The sequence below is a fragment of the Pseudomonas sp. SWRI99 genome (assembly GCF_014270125.1).
Taxonomy (GTDB): domain Bacteria; phylum Pseudomonadota; class Gammaproteobacteria; order Pseudomonadales; family Pseudomonadaceae; genus Aquipseudomonas; species Aquipseudomonas hamedanensis.
Map to the genome: position 1 here is coordinate 83,356 of NZ_JABWQR010000022.1, position 19,690 is coordinate 103,045.

A 19,690-nucleotide genomic window follows, 5' to 3' on the forward strand; every position below is an offset into this window, starting at 1 on the left:
GGCTGAACCGGTTTTCGGGCCAGGTGTCGGAAAACCACGAATTCCCTATACAGAGTAATGACCATGACTCAAGTCAAACTGACCACCAACCATGGCGACATCGTCATCGAACTGAACGCTGAAAAGGCGCCGATCACCGTTGCCAACTTCATCGAATACGTGAAGGCCGGTCACTACGAAAACACCGTTTTCCACCGTGTCATCGGTAACTTCATGATCCAGGGCGGCGGTTTCGAGCCAGGCATGAAAGAAAAGAAAGACAAGCGTCCAAGCATCCAGAACGAAGCGGACAACGGTCTTTCCAACGACAAGTACACCGTCGCCATGGCCCGCACCATGGAGCCGCATTCGGCTTCGGCGCAGTTTTTCATCAACGTTGCCGACAACACCTTCCTCAACCACAGCGGCAAGAATGTGCAGGGCTGGGGCTACGCGGTATTCGGTAAAGTCACCGAAGGCACCGACGTTGTCGACAAGATCAAAGGCGTGTCGACCACTTCCAAGGCCGGCCACCAGGACGTACCTGCTGACGACGTGATCATCGAGAAAGCCGAGATCATCGAAGCGTGATATTGCTGATTTCAGACTTGCATCTGGAAGAGGAGCGCCCGGACATTACCCGGGCGTTTCTGGATTTGCTCGCCGGACGCGCCCGCTCGGCGAGTGCGTTGTACATCCTTGGCGACTTTTTCGAGGCGTGGATTGGCGATGACGCCATGACGCCCTTTCAGCGTTCCATCTGCCAGGCCCTGCGCGATTTGAGCGACAGCGGCACGGCCATCTTTCTGATGCACGGCAATCGCGACTTCATGCTCGGCAAGGCGTTCTGCAAAGAGGCCGGCTGCACGCTGTTGAAGGACCCAAGTGTCGTGCAGTTCTACGGCGAGCCAGTGCTGCTGATGCACGGCGACAGCCTGTGCACCCGCGACGTCGGCTATATGAAGCTGCGCCGCTACCTGCGTAACCCGATCACCCTGTTCATCCTGCGCAACCTGCCCTTGCGTACCCGGCACACACTGGCGCGCAAACTGCGCAACGAAAGCCGGGCGCAGGTGCGGATGAAGGCCAATGACATCGTCGACGTCACGCCGGAGGAAATTCCGCGGATCATGCAGGCGTTCGGGGTGAAAACCCTGATTCACGGGCACACCCACCGCCCGGCGATTCACAAGTTGCAGCTCGGTGAGCAGGCGGCGAAGCGGATTGTTCTGGGCGATTGGGATCGTCAGGGCTGGGCGTTGCAGGTGGATGAGAGCGGGTACGCGCTGGCGCCGTTCGATTTTGCCCCGCCTCCTGCCCTGCCCGCCCCGAGCGCCTAAGGATCACTGCTATCCCTGTGGGAGCGGGCTTGCCCGCGATGAGGCCATCACATTCAACATCTCTGTTGACTGAAAATCCGCCATCGCGCGCAAGCCCGCTCCCACAGGTTATGTGTTGCCTTAATGTCCGGACGCGGCCGGCCCGGCCTTCGCCGCAAACGGCGGCTTCGCCAGCCACACGATCAAGATCAAACCCATGAACCCCCACCCGAGCAGCGTGAAGTAATCCACGGTCGACAACATGTACGCCTGACTGGTCAGAATCTGATCCATCTGCGCATACGCCGACTGACTCGCCCCGCCCAGCGTATTCAAGGTCTCGCGCGTCGCCGGCTCGAACGTGCTGATGCTCTCGCTCATGTAGGCATGATGCTGATCGGCCCGGCGAATCCAGATCCACGTCGTCAGCGACGCCGCAAAGCTGCCGCCCAACGTGCGCAGGAACGTCGCCAGACCCGCGCCATCGGCAATCTGACTGGGCGGCAAGTCCGACATCAGAATGCTCAGGGTCGGCATGAAGAACAGCGCCACGCCGATACCCATGAACAACTGCACCAGGGCGATGTGCTGGAAATCGACCTCATTGGTGAACTCGGCGCGCATGAAGCAACTCAGGCCAATCGCCAGAAACGCAATGCCGGCGAGCAGACGCAGGTCGAACTTGTGCGCGTACTTGCCGACAAATGGCGACAGCAGCACCGGCAAAATACCGATCGGTGCCACGGCCAGACCGGCCCAGGTCGCGGTGTAGCCCATTTGCGTTTGCAGCCACTGCGGCAGGATCAGGTTGATGCCGAAGAAACCGGCGTAACCCAACACCAGCACCAGCGTGCCGATACGGAAATTGCGATAGGCGAACAGGCGCAGGTTGACCACCGGATGGCGGTCGGTCATTTCCCAGATCACGAACACCGCCAGCGCCACCACAGATATCGCCGCGCCGACGATGATGAAGTTCGACTCAAACCAGTCCAGGTCATTGCCCTTGTCGAGGATAACCTGCAACGCACCGACGCCGATGATCAGCGTGATCAGCCCGACGTAATCCATTGGCTGGCGACTGGTCATCACCGGCCGTTTCGCCAGTTGCGAACGCACCACCATCACCGCAAAGATACCGATCGGCACGTTGATAAAGAAAATCCACGGCCAGCTGTAACTGTCGGTGATCCAGCCACCGAGAATGGGCCCGGCAATCGGCGCGACCACCGTGACCATCGCCAATAACGCCAAGGCCATCCCGCGCTTCGCCGGCGGATATACCGCAATCAACAGGGTTTGCGTCATCGGGTACAGCGGCCCGGCGACGAGACCCTGCAACACACGAAAGCCAATCAGCTCGGGCATCGAGGTCGAGATACCGCAGAGAAACGAGGCCAGCACAAACAGCATGGTCGCCCACAGAAACAGCTTCACCTCGCCGAAGCGGCGGCTGAGCCAACCGGTAAGCGGCAGCGCAATCGCGTTGCTCACGGCGAACGAAGTGATGACCCAGGTGCCCTGCTCCGAACTCACGCCGAGGTTGCCGGAAATCGTTGGCAGTGCCACGTTGGCGATGGTCGTGTCGAGTACTTGCATGAACGTCGCCAGCGACAGACCGATGGTGCTGAGCAACAGGCTGGGCGGCGTGAAAGAAGCGTTATTGCTCATGGTGAATCCTATGAAACCGGGTTGGCGCTGCGGCTGTTAGAGACACAGCCGCCCATAAGAGAACAGGCTTTCTGTGGCGAGGGAGCTTGCTCCCGCTGGGGCGCGAAGCGGCCCCGACAGCTTTGCGACTGCTTCGCAGCCGAGCGGGAGCAAGCTCCCTCGCCACAAGGGTCCGCACATAGATTCATGGGGTGTCAGCGCTGCGCGGTCTTGTCCGTCGCAGCGCTGTTGTCGTGAATCAGCTGCGCAATCATCGCGTCCGCTTCGGCCAGTTGGCGGTCGTAGACGTTGGTGCTGAACGAGGCCTTTTGCGGTGGTTGCTGCGCCAGCACCGGGCCGCTCTGATCGTGCAGATTCACTTCAACGTTGGTCGACAGACCCACGCGCAATGGGTGCTTGGCCAACTCTTCGGCATTGATGTGAATGCGCACCGGCACGCGCTGCACAATCTTGATCCAGTTACCGGTGGTGTTCTGCGCCGGCAGCAAGGCAAACGCGCTGCCGGTACCGGCGCCGAGGCTGTCGACGGTGCCGCTGTATTTCACGTCGCTGCCGTAGATATCAGCCTCGATATCGACCGGCTGGCCGATGCGCATGTCACGCAGTTGGGTTTCCTTGAAGTTGGCGTCGATCCACAACTGATCCAGCGGAATCACCGCCATCAGCGCGGTGCCCGGCTGCACGCGCTGACCGAGCTGCACGGTGCGTTTGGCGACGTAACCGGTGACCGGCGCGATCAAGGTGCTGCGGGCATTGGTCAGGTAGGCCTGACGCAGATCGGCAGCGGCGGACATCACATCCGGATGCGACGAGACCACGGTGTCGTCGACCAGTGCGCTGGTGGTTTTCAGTTGCTGTTTGGCGTTGGCCAAGGCGTTCTGCGCCGAGGTCAGGTCATCGCGGGCGTGGGACAGCTCTTCCTGGGAAATCGCCCCGCCCTGGGCCAGATTCTTCCGCCGGTTGTAGTTGTCCTGGGCCTTCTGCACTTCGGCCTGTTGCGCGTTGACCTGGGCCTTCATGCCGTCAACATTGCTGTACAAGCCGCGCACCTGACGCACGGTGCGCGCCAGTTTGGCCTTGGCACTTTGCAGGCCGACTTCGGCATCGTTGGGGTCGAAGTTGACCAGTACCTGGCCTTCATGAACCAGGTCGCCGTCATCGGCACCGATGCTGACCACGGTGCCGGTGACCAGCGGCGTGATCTCCACCACGTTGCCGTTGACGTAGGCATCATCGGTGCTTTCGTTAAAGCGTCCGATGAACTCGTGATAGGCCCAGACGCCGGCGCAGGCGAGTGCGACCACAACGGCGAGGGTCAGCAACAGCACTTTGCGTTTGCGCGGGTTACCGGTGTCCGGGGTGTTGTCTTGAGCTTGGGTGTTTTCGGCAGTGGCCATGACAAATACCTTGAATTAGGGGTGCGGCGTGGCTGGGCTGGCGTTGGCTGCGGTCAGGCTTTCACCCTGGAAGCCGCCGCCCAGCGCTTGCATCAGTTGAATCGACAGGTCGATCTGCTCGGCATTGAGGGTCGCCAGTTGGCGCTGGGCCTGGAGCAATTGCTGCTCGATGCTGAGCACGTCCAGGTAGTTGCCGATGCCGGAACCGTAACGCTGGACGACGGTGTTGTAAGAATCCTGAGCGATGTCGGTGGCGTGTTGCTGCGCACCGATCTGTCGACCGATATCACGCAACTGGTTGATCGTGTCGCCAACATCGCCGAGGGCTTTCACCAGACTTTTGTTGTACTGCGCCACCGCCAGATCGTAATCGGCATCGCGGGCATCGAGGTTGGCGCGCAGGCGTCCGCCATCGAAGATCGGCAGCGACACGGTCGGCGCGATGTTGAAGAAGCGACTGGCGGAACCGAACATCGCATCCCCCAACAACGACTCGGCGCCGGCCGAGGCCGACAGGTTGAGATTGGGATAGAAACGGGTTTTCGCCGCGTCGATATCTTTGCTCGCCGCTTCGACACGCCAGCGCGCCGCGACCAGATCCGGGCGGCGACCGAGCAGTTCCGCCGGCAACACCGACGGCACCGCCACTGCGCTGGCTTGCAGCACTTTCGGCCGGGCGATTTCGTTACCGCGATCCGGGCCTTTGCCGAGTAATACGGCCAAGGCGATTTTCGCGCTGTTCAGGTGTTTTTCCGCGTCGATCAGGCTGGCCTGAGAACTGGCTTCCAGACTCTGGGTTTGCTGAAACTGGTACTGGCTATCGATCCCTGAACTCAAGCGGCGCTGACTGAGGTCAAGCATTTGTCGGGTACGTTTGAGGTCCTCGCTGGCGAGGTCATAAACGATGTGCGCCTGACCGAGATCGCTATACGCACGGGCGACGTCAGCGGCGAGCGTCAGCTGTGCGGCCTGACGATCGACTTCAGCAGCGCGAGCCTCGCCCAACGCGGCTTCCCAGGCGTCGCGCTGACCGCCCCACAAATCGAAGTTGTAATTGAAGCCGGCGCTGACATTGCGCACCGTCGCATAGGCACCGCCCTGCCCCCGCGGATCCTGATCGCGGGCCAGACGCGAACGGCTGATGCCGGCGCTGGCGTCGAGGGTCGGATAGCGTTCGGCATCGGCGGCATACGCCGCGGCACTGGCCTGATGGGCGCGGGCTTCGGCGATCTGCATGTCCGGGCTGTCGTGCAGGGCTTCGCGGATCAAGCCGTCGAGTTGCGGATCGCCGAGGCTGCTCCACCAGTCGCTCTTCGGCCAGGCCGCCGGCGACAGGTTGACGCCCTGCAGAGACTGCGCTGTCTCAAGCTTCGCCGCGTCGAGGCGCTGACCTTCGGTGTCGAGGCCACTGTAGTTGGCGCAACCGGCGAGGATCATCGCCGACAGCAGCAGCGTCAGGCTGCTGCGCAAGGTTTTAGCGCTCATTGTGTTCACCTAAACGCTGGACGGTGATCGGGTCGCCGGCCGCCAGGAGGATTTTCTTGAGGATGTATTCGAGGGTTTTCAGCTCATCGCGGGAGATGGCGCCGGCCAGCTCGTTCATCGCGTCGGCGCCGATGTACGGCAGACGATCGGCCAGTTGCTGGCCCTGCTCGGTCAGTTTCAGTTGCACCTGACGCCGGTCGCCTTCGCTGCGCTGGCGGATCAGGAAACCTTTCTGCTCCAGACGATCGAGCATGCGCGTCATCGAACCGCTGTCCAGCGACAGATGCCGGCACAGCTCGGCCGGGGTGTCGACGCCGAACTGGGCCATGATGATCAACACCTTGAACTGCGCGGCGGTGATGCCGTGCGGTTCCATATGGGTGTCAATGATCCGGTCCTTGAGCAACGCGGCACGGCCAAGCAACAGGCCGAGGTGGCAATGTTTGAATTCGTCGGGGGTGAAATGCTTCATGTGTCCACCTAATAACTGCCTAGGCAGTGAAAGTATGTCGAGATGTTACTGCTTAGGCAGCGAATGTCAACGCAATAGTTAGGGGGCTTGGTAATTAGTTGATCAGTAGGCTTGGTTTTTGCGGCGCGGCGCCGGACGCCATCGCTGGCAAGCCAGCTCCCACAAGGGGAACGCATTTTCAGTGTAGGAGTGAGCCTGCTCGCGATGGCATCCTTTCATTCACCATCAATGGTGCGGCTGATGGCCTCATCGCGAGCAGGCTCACTCCTACAAGGGGAATGCATTCCAAATATGGGAGCGAGCCTGCTCGCGAAGGGCGCGACTCGGTTCGAATGAACAGACGCGCGCTAGAAATCGCGTTTGTAAAAGATATCCAGCGAACTCGCCACGCCGCTGGCCGCTTCGACATAGACCTTCTTGCTCAGCTTGTAGCGCAAGGCGATGGTGCTGGCCGGTTCGAACACGCCGACGCCGTAGCGCAGGCTGAGTTTCTCGGAGATGTTGCCGCTGGCGACGACGCTGGTGTCGTTGCCGCTGCCCTGGGTGTCGAGCTGGAAATCCTGAATCCCCAAGTCCTTGGCCAGACCGCTGGTGACCCCGGCGCTGCCCATCAAGCCCAGGCCCAATGCGGCTTGCGCGAGCATGTTGTTGTCTTCGCCATTGGTGCTCAGTGGGCGTCCCAGCACCAGATAGGACAAGGCTTGCTCCTGACTCATGGCCGGTTCGGAGAAGATCTGCGTGGTCGGCTGTTCGGCGCTGCCACTGAGCCGGATCCCGGCAATCACATCGTCGGTCTGGCGGATAGCCTCGATGTCCAGATACGGCTGGTCGATGGGGCCGGCAAACAACAGACGCGCACGCCGCACCGTCAGGCGCTGCCCGTAGGCGCGGTACTTGCCGTCGTTGAGCCAGAGTTCGCCACGGGTGTCCATGTTGTCGCCGATGTGCACCTGACCTTGCAGATTGGCAGTCAGGCCAAAACCGGCAAAACTCAGCTTGTCCTGGCCGACGATGACATCGATGTCCATTTTCATCGCGATGGGCGGTTTGCCCTCTTCGGTCTGCGCCCCGACGATGATGGTGTCGTCGGAGACTTTCACCGTCGACGGCGGTAGCTCGCGCACGGTGATTTCGCCCTTTGGCACCAGCACCTTGCCGGCAATTTTCAGCTCATCGCCGGCCATGGAAATTTTCAGATCCGGGGCCATCTCAAGCTTGGCGTAGGGTTCGACGCTGACCGGCAATTGCGTGCCCTTGAGTGCCAGGTCGACCACCAGCGCCGGCCCCCAGGCCACCTCACCGTTGAGGCTGCCCTGCCCGCTCGGGCCACTTTTCCAGCCGCCGTCCAGACGCACCGCTTCGCCAGCGATCACCGCTTTGAGCTGCAGATCCTGCAACTCCATCGGCAGTTCGGCGCCAGAGACTTCGCCGTCGCTGAGCTGCACGGTGCCATTGACCAACGGCGCGAGCAGACCGCCGGAAAGCGTGCCGCTGCCGTTGAGGTGCCCGGTGAGTTTCTCCACCATCGGTACAAACGGCCGCGCCACGGACACGTCCAGACCGGTGAGGCGGAACGAGCCCGTCAGCGGTTTGTTTTTCGGCAGTGGATTGAGCTGCGCCTGCACCATCAACTCGCCCAGTTTGCCGCCGACGAAGTTGAGTTCGGTGTCGACGCGCTTGGGCGTGAGTTTGCTGGTGAGCTTGAGCGTCTGGTACGGAAAGTCCAGCCACTGCTCTTTGTCACGCACGCGCAGGGTGCCACCACTGGCATCGACACTGACCACGCCGTTCGGGCCGCTCGCTGGTAGGTCCAGTTGCAGATCGGCGTTGAGCCGGCCCTGCCAGGCAAAGTCCTTGGGCAGCCATTGCGCGAGGCTTTCGATGGGGAATTGCTTGAGGTGATAGCGCAATTTGGGCTCGGGCATCAGCCGCTGGTCTTCACCACACAGGCTGGCGTTGCCGGACAGCCAGCAATGCGCGCCGAAGTTGATCTGGCCGTCCGCCAGGCGTTCCAGCTTGGCCGGACTTTGCAGCCTCCAGTCCTGACCGCCAACCTGAATGTCGCCGCTGGCCAGCCGCCCGCGCCAGTTGCCCTTGTCCAGATTGCCGTCCAGACCCAGCGCCAGTTTCAGCTTCGGTCCGATCAGGTCGAGGTTGAGTTTCTGGCTCTTGATATCGCCCTGAGCATTGGCCGTCAGGGTGCCCAGCGAGGTGTCGCCCGCGTGAATGCCGCTGCCCTTTAAATCGATCTTCGCCCGTTGCGCACTGTCGAGCGTGGCGTCGAGGTTAAGGCTTTGCAGGCGGTTGTCCTCAAACACCAGCTGCGAACCTTGCAGATTCAACTTGCCTTGCGGCGTTTTCAGCGTGCCGGCGGCGTTGAGCTGGCCGTTGATCTGCCCGCGCAACTGGGGCCATAGCTGGGCCAGTCGCGGCAATTTGATGTCGATCTGTCCGCTGAGTTTTTCGTGCAGGCTGCCCTTGCCGCTGATGTGGTTATCGCCGAGGCGGATTTGCAGGGCGTTGAGGTTCCACTGCTCGCCAGCGCCGTCAGCCTTGGCTTGCAGAATCGCCGGTTGACCACGCAGTTTGCCTTTGAGATCGAGGTCGGCGCTGAGGCTCAGCCGTTCATTCTTCATTTCGCCTTTGCTCTTCAGCGGCCCGGCCAACGTGCCCGGCAGTTCCGCGACCCAATACGCCGGGTTGAGCGCCGACAGATCCAGCGCGGTATCCCAGGCGATACCGTCGGCGAAGCGCACATTGACGTGCCCTTCTGCCTTGCCCTGCCCGGCCTGCATGACCAGTTGCGGCAAGGCGATCTGTTCGAGGCTGCCGCTGAACGGACTGCTCAGGGTGAACGCCCCCGCCGGGCCATCCAGCGCGGCGGCGAAGTTGCCCAGATATTGTCCGTCGGTGTAGGAGACTTCGCCGGTGAATGTGCGCAGTGCGACTTGCGGCTCGTCGATCTCCGGATAGAGCCGATGCCAAGGGAAGTCTTGCCAGTTGATGTTGGCCTGGGCGCTGAGGCCTTTGCTCCAGTCGACATTGCCGGTGAGCTTGAGGCTTTGCGTGTCGTTGGCGTTGAGGTCGAGTCCGGCAATCTGTGCGCCGCTGGCGTCGACCTTGCCTTTGAGCAGCAGCGCCACTGGCGATTTTTCGGCGGGTAAGGTTGCGTTGCCGACAAGCTGGTAACCGTTTTTCAGGTCGCCTTCGCCCGTCAGTACAAGTTGATTGAATTGCAGGGTATCGGGCAGATCGGCGCTGGGTTTGAACGCGTCGCTGGTGATGCGCACCTTGGCCGGGAGATTTTCCGCCAGCGCTTGCAGTTCACCGCTCAACTGGCCGTCGAGGTAGCCACGGCTGTCGGCTTGCAGATTGAGGGTTTTGAGCAAATCACCGTCGACCTTCAGCGCCAGCGTCCACGGTTCAGTGCCCGGCGCCGGCAAGGTCAAATCGCCCTGGATGTTCAGCGGCCAGTTGCCGCTCGGTTGCAGCAGGCCGGACAGGTTCAGGCTGAGTTCGTCGCGCTGCAATTTCACGCTGTCGATCTGCAAGCCCTGAGCACTCCAGTGCGCCGCCAGTCGCAAGCCCTTGAGCTGTTCGCTGCCGTTGAACAACAGGCTGCCCACCTCGACATCGCCCAGCTCGATCGCCAACGGCAATTGCAGATCCGGCAGTTGGATGGGGCCGCTCGGCGTGGTGTCTTCGCTCGGTGGAAATTGCAGACTCACCTGATCGGCCTTGAGCTGATCGATGCAAAGGGTCATGCGTGTCAGGCACAGCGGCGACCAGGCGAAGATGGCCTTGTTCAATTCGACGCGGCTAGTGCCCTGCTCCCAGAGCAGATGATCGGCGCTCCATTGGCCACCAAGGCGACCCTGAAAATTCTCCACGCTCAGGCCCGGTACCAGACCCAGCGCCCAACGGCTGCCCGCCTGCGTACCGAGTACTGCGGCGAGGCTCACTACAATCAACACCAGCAGCGCCAACAGGCTCAGCGCCGTTATTTTCACACCACGCTTCACAGCTCAGGCCCCATGGAAAAGTGCAGCCGGATGCCGCCGTCGTCGTCCAGCGCGTGGGCCAGGTCGAGGCGGATCGGCCCGACCGGCGAGACCCAGCGCACACCCACGCCGACCCCGGTCTTGAGGTTCGGCAGTTCGAGTTTGTTGAAAGAGTTGCCTTGGTCGACAAAGGTCGCGACCCGCCACTTCTCGGCGACCGAATACTGATATTCGACGCTGCCGGCGACCATGTAGCGCCCGCCGATGCGGTCGCCCTTGGAGTTTTTCGGCGACAGGCTCTGATAGTCGTAACCGCGCACGCTCTGGTCGCCACCGGCAAAAAAGCGCAGCGACGGCGGGATCGAGTTGTAGCCGTTGGTGGCACTGCCGCCGACCTGTACGCGACCGAGCAGACGGTGCTTGTCGAAGACGGTGGTCAGGCCTTTGACCAACGCCGTGCCATAAAGAAGGTTGTTGTCCGAACCGAGGCCTTCCTTCGCCACTTTGCTTTCGAAACTCAGACGATAGCCGTTGCGCGGGTCGATACGGTTGTCACTTTTCAGGTACGAATAACTGATGCCGGGCATCAGCAAGGTACTCAAACCGGAGTCGTCGCCGAGTTCGTATTCCTCGCGCTGCCATTTCAACGAGATCACCCGTTGCCAGCCGCTGGGCAACTTGCTGTGCCATTCCGGGCCGAAGGTGAGCAGTTTGCTCAACGTGTCGGAGCCTTCAATGTCCTCGAATTGATAACCGCCGGCCCAGCGCAGTTTGTCGGTCAGCGGCGGGTCGAGGGGAATGTCGTAGAACAGCCCGACGTTTTGCCGTGGCGCCGACAGCTCGGCTTCCCAACCATAGCTGTCGCCCTGCGGATTGACCCAGTGCCGCGTCCAGTTAGCCCTGACCCGCGGGCCGACGTCGGTCGAGTAACCGAGACCCAGGCCCATGGTCCGTGGTTTGCGCGTGTCGAGCTTGACGTCCACCGGGATCACATCGTTCTTCGCCGCGGTCGGCGCGGCGTCGACACGCACGCCTTCAAAATAGCCGCTCGATTGCAGGTCGCGGTTGAGTTCGGCGATCAGTTCGGAGTCGTAGGGTTCGCCTGCCTTGAATGGCACCATGCGTTGCAGCAGGTCTTCGTCGAACGGCGTGTCGCCTTCGAAACTGACTTTGCCCAACGCATAACGAGGGCCGCTGTCGTAGATCAATTCAATGTCGGCCACACCCGCACGCGGGTCGACCATCAGTTTTTGGCTAGTGAAGCGACCGCTGAAATAACCAAAACGCGAGGCCTGGTTCTGGATCACTCGCTTGGCGTCTTCGTAGCGGCCATGGTTGAGTGGAGCACCGGATTTGAGCTGATCGCTCTTCGGTACGCGGAAGGATTTGAGGGAGGCCGCCGGGCCGTCGACGCGGATGATGACGTTGCGCAGGCGAATCGGCTCGCCGGGATCGATGTTCAGCACCAGGCGCGGTTTATCGCCGCCCTTGACGTCACTTTCGATCTGCGCCTGGTAATAGCCCAACGCCTGGGCAGCCTTGCGCGCCTGCTCCTCGGCACCGCGACTGAAGCGCTGCAGGGCTTCTTCGTCGCGGTCGCCGAGGCTGCCGATATAGCCTTCTATATTGACCTTGAGTTCATCGTTGGACGGTTTGATCCGCACATCCAATTCACTTTGCGCCAGCGCCGCGCAGCTGGATAACAGCATCAGCACGCCACTGGTAAATCTTCCTGGAAACTTCATAGGCGCGGATGCTATCACGGGCTTGGGAGCCTGATAGAACAGGAAATTTCTGAAGAAGTTCGATGATTAACCCGTTGCTGTTTGTAACACCTGCGGATTGGCGTGGAAAAAGACGTGTTCGCGCACCGGCCCGACGGCAACCTCGCCGATCTCCTGATAACCCTGCCTTTTATAGAATTCCAGGTAGCGCGGGTTGCCGGTGTCGAGCACCACGCCCTGCGAGGTTTCATCCACCGCGCACCAGTTGTGCACGGCGGTAAGCAATTGTTCGCCGTAGTGCTTGCCTTGAAACTGCGGATGCACGCCGAGCAACGGCAGCATGTGCACCGAGTCACCGGGCACGCACGCCGCGACGGCATCGTGATATTCCAGATAGCGGCGGGTGCAGCGAAACCCGGTGCTGAGCACCATGCGCAGGCGCCATGCCCAACTGTCGGTGATACCGAGGCGACGTTGTGGTGGTGCAATCAGGGCAATGCCGATCAGTCGGTCGTTGACCAGCAGGCCGATGGCGGGCAGGTCCTGGAGAAAATGCTGTTTGACCCGTTCGCGCACCGTCGCGCGCACGCGCTGTTCATAACCGGGGCGCTCGGCTTCGAACAGATACCCGAAGGTCGGCTCGTGGCGATAGGCCTGATACAACAACGAGCGGGCTTCGCGGGAATAGCCGCGGTCGAGCATGTGGATGTCGGCGACGGCGAACTGGGTTTCAGGCATTGCAGTGTTCTCCCCGGGGGCGCGCTCGGAGGCTGGCGCGCTTGTTGGTACGAACCTTGGGCGGATGTGGTGGTTCCCCTGACAGGTTAGACCAGCCTCGGATCTTCATCGACTGGGGAGGGCCTCATCGCTGGCAAGCCAGCTCCCACAGGTTTCTGTGGTGTATGGAAATGTTGTGAACGACGCAGACACTGTGGGAGCTGGCTTGCCAGCGATGGGGCCGGGACAAGCGCTACAAATCCCACAGGCCAAAATGATTTCTCCCACACTGGCCCATCTCCCCCATGTCAGCTAGCATCGCCCTTTTGCCAGGACTGCCGACCATGAAGATCGTTTCCTTCAACATCAACGGACTGCGTGCCCGTCCGCATCAGCTGGCAGCGCTGATCGAAAAACACCAGCCGGATGTGATCGGCCTGCAGGAAACCAAGGTTCACGACGACCAGTTCCCCCTCGACGACATCCGCGCGCTCGGCTACCACGTGCATTTCCATGGCCAGAAAGGCCATTACGGCGTGGCCCTGCTGTCACGCCGCGAGCCGATTGCCATCCACAAAGGCTTCGCCACTGACGACGAAGACGCCCAGCGCCGTTTCATCTGGGGCACTTTTGCTGATGCCGATGGCGTGCCGGTGACGATCATGAACGGCTATTTCCCACAGGGAGAAAGCCGCGACCACCCGACCAAATTTCCCGCCAAGCAGCGTTTCTACAGCGACCTGCAAACCCTGCTCGAAAGCCAGTTCCATAACGAACAGCCGCTGGTGGTGATGGGCGATGTGAACATCTCCCCGGAAGACTGCGACATCGGCATCGGCCCGGACAACATGAAGCGCTGGCTGAAAACCGGCAAATGCAGCTTCCTGCCCGAAGAGCGCGAATGGATGGCGCGCCTGAAGAACTGGGGCCTGACCGACAGCTATCGTCATCTCAACCCGGACGTGACGGACATGTTCAGCTGGTTCGACTACCGCAGCCGTGGGTTTGAGGATGAGCCCAAGCGCGGGCTGCGAATTGACGTGATTCTCGCGTCCCATGGCTTGCTGCCAAGGGTCAAGGACGCCGGCGTGGACTACGAACTGCGCGGGATGGAAAAACCGTCGGACCATGCGCCGATCTGGCTTGAACTGGCCTGATTTCCAGCATCACCACGATCCCCCTGTAGGAGTGAGCCTGCTCGCGATAGCGTAGTGTCAGTCGACGCAAATGCTGACTGATATATGGCCATCGCGAGCAGGCTCACTCCTACAAAGGACCGCTGTCATCTCCAAGTCATCTTTCTGACTTAATCTCCCCGGCAATCCCCTTGGCTTGATTCGGTGCCGGCATGACCCTGCGTGTTCTGTTCGTCTTTCTCTCGAGTGCTTGGCTGACGGTGGCTGCCGCCGCCCTGCCCATTCCGGAAAACGGCCCGGCGTTGCGCATTCAAGGTTCCAACACCATCGGCGCTGAACTCGGCCCGGCGCTGGTTGAAGGCCTGCTGCAGGAACAGGGCTTGCTGAAAGTCCACCGCGAAACCCCGGACACCGCCAACGAACAACGCATCGTCGGCCAAACCGCCCAAGGTCAACGCGTGGTCGTCGACGTTGCCGCCCACGGTTCCAGCACCGGCTTCACCGCGTTGAAAAACGCCAGCGCCGATCTGGCCGCCGCCTCCCGTGAGATCAAGGACAGCGAACTGCTCAGCCTGCAATCACTCGGCGATCTGAAGAGTCCTGCCGCCGAACAAGTCATCGCCATCGATGGCCTGGCAATCATCCTTCATCCCGATAATCCCCTTCAGCAACTGGACACCGCCCAACTGGCGCGAATCTTCGCCGGTGAAGTGAAAACCTGGGAAGCCCTCGGCGGTCGTGGCGGGGCCATTCATTTATATGCGCGGGATGACCAGTCCGGCACGTACGACACGTTCAAGGAACTGGTCCTCAGTCGTCATGGGAAAAGTCTGAGCAGCGCAGCGAAAAGGTTTGAAGCCAGCGAGCAATTGTCCGATGCGGTCAGCAGTGATCCGCAAGCCATCGGTTTCATCGGCCTGCCCTACGTGCGTCAGGCCAAAGCGCTGGCGATTGCCGATGGCGCATCGCAAGCGATGTTGCCGCTCAACAGCCTGATCGCCACCGAGGATTATCCGTTATCCCGGCGGCTGTTTTTCTACCTGCCGCCCGACAGCCAGAATCCGTGGGCGCAGGCCTTGGCGGCGTTTGCGCAAAGCCCTCAGGGCCAGACGATCGTCGCCGCCAGCGGGTTTATCAGTCAGACCGTACACGCCATGACCGTCGCGCCGAACGCGCTGATGCCCGAGGGCTATCAATCGCTCAGCCGTCACGCCCAGCGTTTGACGGTAAATTTTCGTTTCGAAGAAGGCAGCGCGAGCCTGGACAACAAGGCCCGGCAGGATCTGGCGCGGGTGTTCGACTATATAAAGCGCCACGGCAAGATGGATCGGGCGGTGACGCTGGTGGGCTTTGGCGACCTCAAGGATGATCCGGCGCGCGCCGATCTGCTGTCCAGACTGCGGGCGATGACGGTGCGCCGCGAATTGGTCAAGAACGGCGTGGTATTGCGCGAAGTGCGCGGGTTTGGCGCGTTGATGCCGGTAGCGGCTAATAGCGCCGATGAGGGACGGATCAAAAATCGGCGGGTTGAGGTTTGGGTGTATTGATCCGAAAGCTCAACCGCCGTTGTGGCGAGGGAGCTTGCTCCCGCTGGGTTGCGAAGCGACCCTGACCAAACGACCCGGTACTGACAGAAAGAACGGGTTGCCTGATTTTACGGCTGCTGCGCAGCCGAGCGGGAGCAAGCTCCCTCGCCACAATGAGTGTTCAGTGCAGATCGGTATCGGTTCAGTGACCGCTACGCAACATTTCCTTCGGTACATATTTGCCGATCTCGAACTTGCCGATCGCCGCGCGGTGCACTTCGTCCGGGCCGTCAGCGAGGCGCAGGGTGCGCTGCATGGCGTACATATAGGCCAGGGGGAAATCGTTCGACACCCCGGCCCCGCCATGCATCTGAATGGCGCGGTCGATCACTCGCAGCGCAACGTTTGGCGCCACCACCTTGATCTGGGCGATTTCGCTTTTCGCCACTTTGTTGCCGACCGTGTCCATCATGTACGCCGCTTTCAATGTCAGCAGACGCGCCATGTCGATCTCCATTCGCGAGTCGGCGATCTTGTCGACATTGCCGCCCAGGCGTGCCAGCGGTTTGCCGAACGCGGTGCGGCTCACCGAACGTTTACACATCAGTTCCAAGGCACGTTCAGCCATGCCGATCGAACGCATGCAGTGGTGAATCCGGCCCGGGCCGAGGCGACCCTGAGCGATTTCGAAGCCGCGTCCTTCGCCAAGCAGGACGTTTTCGTAAGGCACGCGCACGTTGTCGAACAGCACTTCGGCATGACCGTGCGGTGCATCGTCGTAACCGAACACCGGCAGCGGACGGACAATTTTTACCCCGGGGGTATCGACCGGGACGAGGATCATCGAGTGCTGGGCGTGACGCGGGGCGTCGGGGTTGCTCAGGCCCATGAAGATCAGAATCTTGCAGCGCGGATCGCAGGCGCCGGAGGTCCACCACTTCTTGCCGTTGATCACCCACTGATCACCATCGCGCACCGCGCTGGCGGCCATGTTGGTCGCGTCCGAAGACGCCACGTCCGGCTCGGTCATGGCGAACGCCGAACGGATCTCGCCGCGTAGCAACGGTTCCAGCCAGCGCTGTTTCTGCTCTTCGTTGGCGTAGCGCACCAGCACTTCCATGTTGCCGGTGTCCGGCGCCGAGCAGTTGAACGGCTCCGGCCCCAGCAGGGAACGGCCCATGATTTCCGCCAGCGGCGCGTATTCGAGGTTGCTCAGGCCGGCACCGAGTTCGGACTCAGGCAGAAACAGATTCCACAGACCTTCAGCCTTGGCCTTGGCTTTGAGCTCCTCCATGATCGCCGTCGGTTGCCAGCGATCACCTTCGGCGACCTGGCGTTCGAACACCGCTTCGGCCGGGTAAACGTAAGTGTCCATGAACGCAGTCACGCGCTCACGCAGTTCTTGCACCTTGGGCGAATAAGCGAAATCCATGAGCAGCTCCCGATGGTTAAGGCAGTTCTTGCAGAGGTTGTTCAAGTCATGCAATCGATGCTAGAACAGCGCTGATCATTTACCTAGCCTATTCTCGGCGTGTATAAACATTCATCACCAATATATGATCCGCTGATCGTCAGCCCCAAAACACTTGCACTTAATAACAAGAGAAGCCGCGTTATGAATCTGAGTAAGGTCGACCTCAACCTTTTCATCGTCTTCGACGCGATCTACACCGAAGCCAACCTGACCCGCGCCGGGCAGATTGTCGGCATCACGCAGCCGGCGGTGTCGAACGCGCTGGCACGGTTGCGCGAAACCTTCAACGACCCGCTGTTTGTGCGCACGGCCCAAGGCATGGTGCCGACGCCGATGGCGCAGAACATCATCGGCCCGGTGCGCAACGCCCTGTCGCTATTGCGCGTGTCGGTGCAGGAAAGTCGCATTTTCAACCCGGCGCAGGCGGTCAAGACCTACCGCATCAGCATGACCGACCTCACTGAAGCGATAATCCTGCCGCCACTGTTCCAGCGCTTGCGCCGCCTGGCGCCGACGGTGATTATCGAAAGCTTTCTGTCCAAACGTCGGGAAACCACCAAGGAACTGGCGGCCGGGCGTCTGGATTTCGCCGTGGATGCGCCGCTCAACACTGACCCACAGGTGCGCCACGTCAAGCTGATGGACGACCGTTACGTCTGTGCGATGCGCAAGGGCCATCCGATGGCGGGCAAGGACAAACTCAGCCTCGATGACTACCTGTCGCTGACCCACATCCATATTTCCAGCCGCCGCAGCGGTCTGGGTTATGTCGATCTGGCACTGGGCAAAATGGGCATCCAGCGCAAGATCGCCCTGCGCTCGCAGCACTATCTGATGGCCTCGCAAGTGATGCAGCAGACCGACATGGTCATGACCGTACCGGAGCGGTTTGCCCGTCGGCACGAACTGCAGGCGTTCAATTTGCCGGTCAACGACGTGCCGTCGGTGGAGACGCATCTGTATTGGCATGAAAGCACCGACCAGGACCCGGCCAACCGCTGGATGCGCGAACAGATGATCGAGTTGTGCCAGCAGGTGACGGCGCAGGAGAAGAAGCTGGATAAGCAGGCGGTTTGAGGAAAATCAAAAGATCGCAGCCTTCGGCAGCTCCTACATTTGGAATGCATTCCTCCTGTAGGAGCTGCCGAAGGCTGCGATCTTTTTCTTGCTTGACGTAAACGTAAACCACCGATTAGCTTAGCGCCACGCCCCCTTTCCGAGCGCTTTCATGAGCAGTCAGACTTACAGCATTTCCGACCTCGCCCGCGAGCTGGACATCACCACCCGGGCGATTCGCTTTTATGAAGAGCAAGGCCTGCTCAGTCCCGAGCGTCGTGGCCAGGAACGCATTTACTCACCGCGCGACAAGGTCACGCTGAAACTGATCCTGCGTGGCAAACGCATCGGCTTCTCGCTGGCCGAATGCCGCGAGCTGATCGAGCTCTACGATCCGTCGAGCGGTAACACCAGACAGCTCAACAGCATGCTGGCGAAAATCAGCGAGCGCCGTGAACAGCTTGAGCAACAATTGCTCGATATCGAACAGATGAAACTGGAGCTCGATACCGCCGAGGAGCGCTGTGTGCAGGCGCTGGAGCAGACGCTCAAGAGCCAGCAAGTGGTCTAGCAAACACCACATCCCCCTGTAGGAGTGAGCCTGCTCGCGATAGCGGTGTATCAGAAACAAATATGATGACTGACACTCCGCTATCGCGAGCAGGCTCACTCCTACAAAGGGATCTCCACGAATTCAACAGAGCAGGTCCAGCCATGTCCCTCCCCTCTCAAGTACGCCTGATCGAAGTCGGCCCACGCGATGGCCTGCAGAACGAAGCCCAACCCATCACCGTGGCTGACAAGGTGCAACTGGTCGATGCCCTCAGCGCTGCTGGCCTGCGCTATATCGAAGTCGGCAGTTTCGTCTCGCCCAAGTGGGTGCCGCAGATGGCCGGGTCGGCCGAAGTGTTCGCGCAGATCCAGCGTAAACCGGGGGTGACCTACGGCGCTCTGGCGCCGAACCTGCGCGGCTTCGAAGATGCCATCGCCGCCGGGGTCAAGGAAGTCGCGGTGTTTGCCGCCGCCTCCGAAGCCTTTTCGCAACGCAACATCAATTGCACGATCAGCGAAAGCCTGGCGCGGTTCGCACCGATCATGGAAGCCGCCAGACAACACGGCGTTACCGTGCGTGGTTACGTTTCCTGTGTCTTGGGCTGCCCGTATGAAGGCGCGGTCGCGCCGGAGCAAGTGGCGCTGGTCGCGCGCGAGCTGTACGCGATGGGCTGTTACGAGGTGTCGCTGGGCGACACCATCGGCACGGGGACCGCCGGCGCGACTCGACGCCTGTTCGAAGTGGTGTCGGCGCACGTGCCGCGAGACAAGCTCGCCGGGCATTTCCACGACACTTACGGCCAGGCCATGGCCAACATTTACGCCAGCCTGCTCGAAGGCATCGCCGTGTTCGACAGTTCGATCGCCGGCCTCGGCGGGTGTCCTTACGCCAAGGGCGCGAGCGGTAACGTTGCCACCGAGGACGTGGTGTACCTGCTCAACGGCCTGGGGATCGAGACCGGCATCGACCTGGACGCCTTGATTGCCGCGGGTCAGCAGATCAGCGCCGTGCTCGGCCGGCCCAGCGGCTCGCGGGTGTCCAAGGCGCGCAGCGCACAGTGAGGTGTTACCGCTGCGTCGACGATGTGGGCAAAAGCGAGTAACACGGAAACAAATTGTCTGGATTGCTCCGACCCGAAAAGCTCGTAAAAACCTAATCACTTGATTTATAAGGGTTTTAA

15 protein-coding genes are annotated in these 19,690 nt (G+C 60.9%); 7 read left to right on the forward strand and 8 right to left on the reverse strand.

Annotated elements, in window-relative coordinates:
* The first annotated feature begins 63 nt into the window (after window positions 1–63).
* Together HU743_RS18550 and lpxH are read left to right on the forward strand one after the other, a co-directional pair.
* The gene (locus HU743_RS18550; RefSeq protein ID WP_186650379.1) at window positions 64–570 is read left to right on the forward strand and encodes a peptidylprolyl isomerase; all 507 of its coding nucleotides are present in this window, start codon (window positions 64–66) and stop codon (window positions 568–570) included.
* Window positions 567–1,319 (forward strand): UDP-2,3-diacylglucosamine diphosphatase, encoded by a 753-nt coding sequence (lpxH, locus tag HU743_RS18555; protein WP_186650381.1) that lies wholly within the window; start codon window positions 567–569, stop codon window positions 1,317–1,319. Before HU743_RS18550 ends, lpxH begins: the two co-directional genes overlap by 4 nt.
* A gap of 120 nt (window positions 1,320–1,439) precedes the next feature.
* Here the strand turns inward: lpxH and HU743_RS18560 are convergent, their stop codons facing one another.
* The 7 genes from HU743_RS18560 to HU743_RS18590 all read right to left on the reverse strand — a co-directional run bounded on the left by HU743_RS18560 (window position 1,440) and on the right by HU743_RS18590 (window position 12,786).
* Window positions 1,440–2,969 carry a DHA2 family efflux MFS transporter permease subunit gene (locus HU743_RS18560; RefSeq protein ID WP_186650384.1) on the reverse strand — a complete coding sequence of 510 codons (1,530 nt, stop codon included), beginning with the start codon at window positions 2,967–2,969 and terminating at the stop codon, window positions 1,440–1,442.
* Between the two features lie 194 nt (window positions 2,970–3,163).
* A complete protein-coding gene (locus tag HU743_RS18565) occupies window positions 3,164–4,366 on the reverse strand; it encodes an HlyD family efflux transporter periplasmic adaptor subunit (RefSeq protein ID WP_186650386.1) in 1,203 nt (400 codons plus the stop codon).
* A gap of 15 nt (window positions 4,367–4,381) precedes the next feature.
* Window positions 4,382–5,851: an efflux transporter outer membrane subunit gene (locus tag HU743_RS18570; protein ID WP_186650388.1), complete on the reverse strand. Its 1,470-nt coding sequence runs from the start codon at window positions 5,849–5,851 to the stop codon at window positions 4,382–4,384.
* Entirely contained in the window at window positions 5,841–6,323 is a 483-nt protein-coding gene (locus HU743_RS18575) for a MarR family transcriptional regulator (protein WP_186635001.1), read from the reverse strand. Before HU743_RS18575 ends, HU743_RS18570 begins: the two co-directional genes overlap by 11 nt.
* 347 nt (window positions 6,324–6,670) lie before the next feature.
* A complete protein-coding gene (locus HU743_RS18580) occupies window positions 6,671–10,345 on the reverse strand; it encodes a translocation/assembly module TamB domain-containing protein (protein ID WP_186650390.1) in 3,675 nt (1,224 codons plus the stop codon).
* Window positions 10,342–12,069, reverse strand: a complete 1,728-nt coding sequence (locus HU743_RS18585; RefSeq protein WP_186650393.1) for an autotransporter assembly complex family protein — start codon at window positions 12,067–12,069, stop codon at window positions 10,342–10,344. Before HU743_RS18585 ends, HU743_RS18580 begins: the two co-directional genes overlap by 4 nt.
* Before the next feature lie 66 nt (window positions 12,070–12,135).
* Window positions 12,136–12,786, reverse strand: a complete 651-nt coding sequence (locus tag HU743_RS18590) for a GNAT family N-acetyltransferase (protein WP_186650396.1) — start codon at window positions 12,784–12,786, stop codon at window positions 12,136–12,138.
* Window positions 12,787–13,109: 323 nt separating this feature from the next.
* Between HU743_RS18590 and xthA the strand changes: the two genes are divergently transcribed.
* On the forward strand, window positions 13,110–13,922 hold the full coding sequence (gene xthA, locus HU743_RS18595; protein WP_186650398.1) for an exodeoxyribonuclease III: 813 nt from the start codon (window positions 13,110–13,112) through the stop codon (window positions 13,920–13,922).
* A 191-nt stretch (window positions 13,923–14,113) separates the two neighbouring features.
* Window positions 14,114–15,448: a phosphate ABC transporter substrate-binding/OmpA family protein gene (locus HU743_RS18600; protein ID WP_186650401.1), complete on the forward strand. Its 1,335-nt coding sequence runs from the start codon at window positions 14,114–14,116 to the stop codon at window positions 15,446–15,448.
* 181 nt (window positions 15,449–15,629) lie between these two features.
* Here the strand turns inward: HU743_RS18600 and HU743_RS18605 are convergent, their stop codons facing one another.
* Entirely contained in the window at window positions 15,630–16,859 is a 1,230-nt protein-coding gene (locus HU743_RS18605; protein WP_186650404.1) for an acyl-CoA dehydrogenase, read from the reverse strand.
* 183 nt (window positions 16,860–17,042) lie between these two features.
* Between HU743_RS18605 and HU743_RS18610 the strand changes: the two genes are divergently transcribed.
* From HU743_RS18610 to HU743_RS18620, 3 genes are all read left to right on the forward strand, one after another.
* On the forward strand, window positions 17,043–17,978 hold the full coding sequence (locus HU743_RS18610; protein WP_186650406.1) for a LysR family transcriptional regulator: 936 nt from the start codon (window positions 17,043–17,045) through the stop codon (window positions 17,976–17,978).
* A 151-nt stretch (window positions 17,979–18,129) separates the two neighbouring features.
* A complete protein-coding gene (locus tag HU743_RS18615) occupies window positions 18,130–18,528 on the forward strand; it encodes a MerR family DNA-binding transcriptional regulator (protein ID WP_186549906.1) in 399 nt (132 codons plus the stop codon).
* Between the two features lie 143 nt (window positions 18,529–18,671).
* Window positions 18,672–19,571 carry a hydroxymethylglutaryl-CoA lyase gene (locus HU743_RS18620; protein ID WP_186650409.1) on the forward strand — a complete coding sequence of 300 codons (900 nt, stop codon included), beginning with the start codon at window positions 18,672–18,674 and terminating at the stop codon, window positions 19,569–19,571.
* Window positions 19,572–19,690 lie beyond the last annotated feature (119 nt).

Bases quoted from the DNA above. Each gene is read 5' to 3' on its own strand.
- HU743_RS18575 (WP_186635001.1), bottom strand. From the start codon at position 6,323: ATGAAGCATTTCACCCCCGACGAATTCAAACATTGCCACCTCGGCCTG.
- HU743_RS18610 (WP_186650406.1), top strand. From the start codon at position 17,043: ATGAATCTGAGTAAGGTCGACCTCAACCTTTTCATCGTCTTCGACGCG.
- HU743_RS18600 (WP_186650401.1), top strand. From the start codon at position 14,114: ATGACCCTGCGTGTTCTGTTCGTCTTTCTCTCGAGTGCTTGGCTGACG.
- HU743_RS18585 (WP_186650393.1), bottom strand. From the start codon at position 12,069: ATGAAGTTTCCAGGAAGATTTACCAGTGGCGTGCTGATGCTGTTATCC.
- HU743_RS18615 (WP_186549906.1), top strand. From the start codon at position 18,130: ATGAGCAGTCAGACTTACAGCATTTCCGACCTCGCCCGCGAGCTGGAC.
- HU743_RS18590 (WP_186650396.1), bottom strand. From the start codon at position 12,786: ATGCCTGAAACCCAGTTCGCCGTCGCCGACATCCACATGCTCGACCGC.
- xthA (WP_186650398.1), top strand. From the start codon at position 13,110: ATGAAGATCGTTTCCTTCAACATCAACGGACTGCGTGCCCGTCCGCAT.
- HU743_RS18565 (WP_186650386.1), bottom strand. From the start codon at position 4,366: ATGGCCACTGCCGAAAACACCCAAGCTCAAGACAACACCCCGGACACC.
- HU743_RS18620 (WP_186650409.1), top strand. From the start codon at position 18,672: ATGTCCCTCCCCTCTCAAGTACGCCTGATCGAAGTCGGCCCACGCGAT.
- HU743_RS18605 (WP_186650404.1), bottom strand. From the start codon at position 16,859: ATGGATTTCGCTTATTCGCCCAAGGTGCAAGAACTGCGTGAGCGCGTG.
- HU743_RS18550 (WP_186650379.1), top strand. From the start codon at position 64: ATGACTCAAGTCAAACTGACCACCAACCATGGCGACATCGTCATCGAA.
- HU743_RS18570 (WP_186650388.1), bottom strand. From the start codon at position 5,851: ATGAGCGCTAAAACCTTGCGCAGCAGCCTGACGCTGCTGCTGTCGGCG.
- HU743_RS18560 (WP_186650384.1), bottom strand. From the start codon at position 2,969: ATGAGCAATAACGCTTCTTTCACGCCGCCCAGCCTGTTGCTCAGCACC.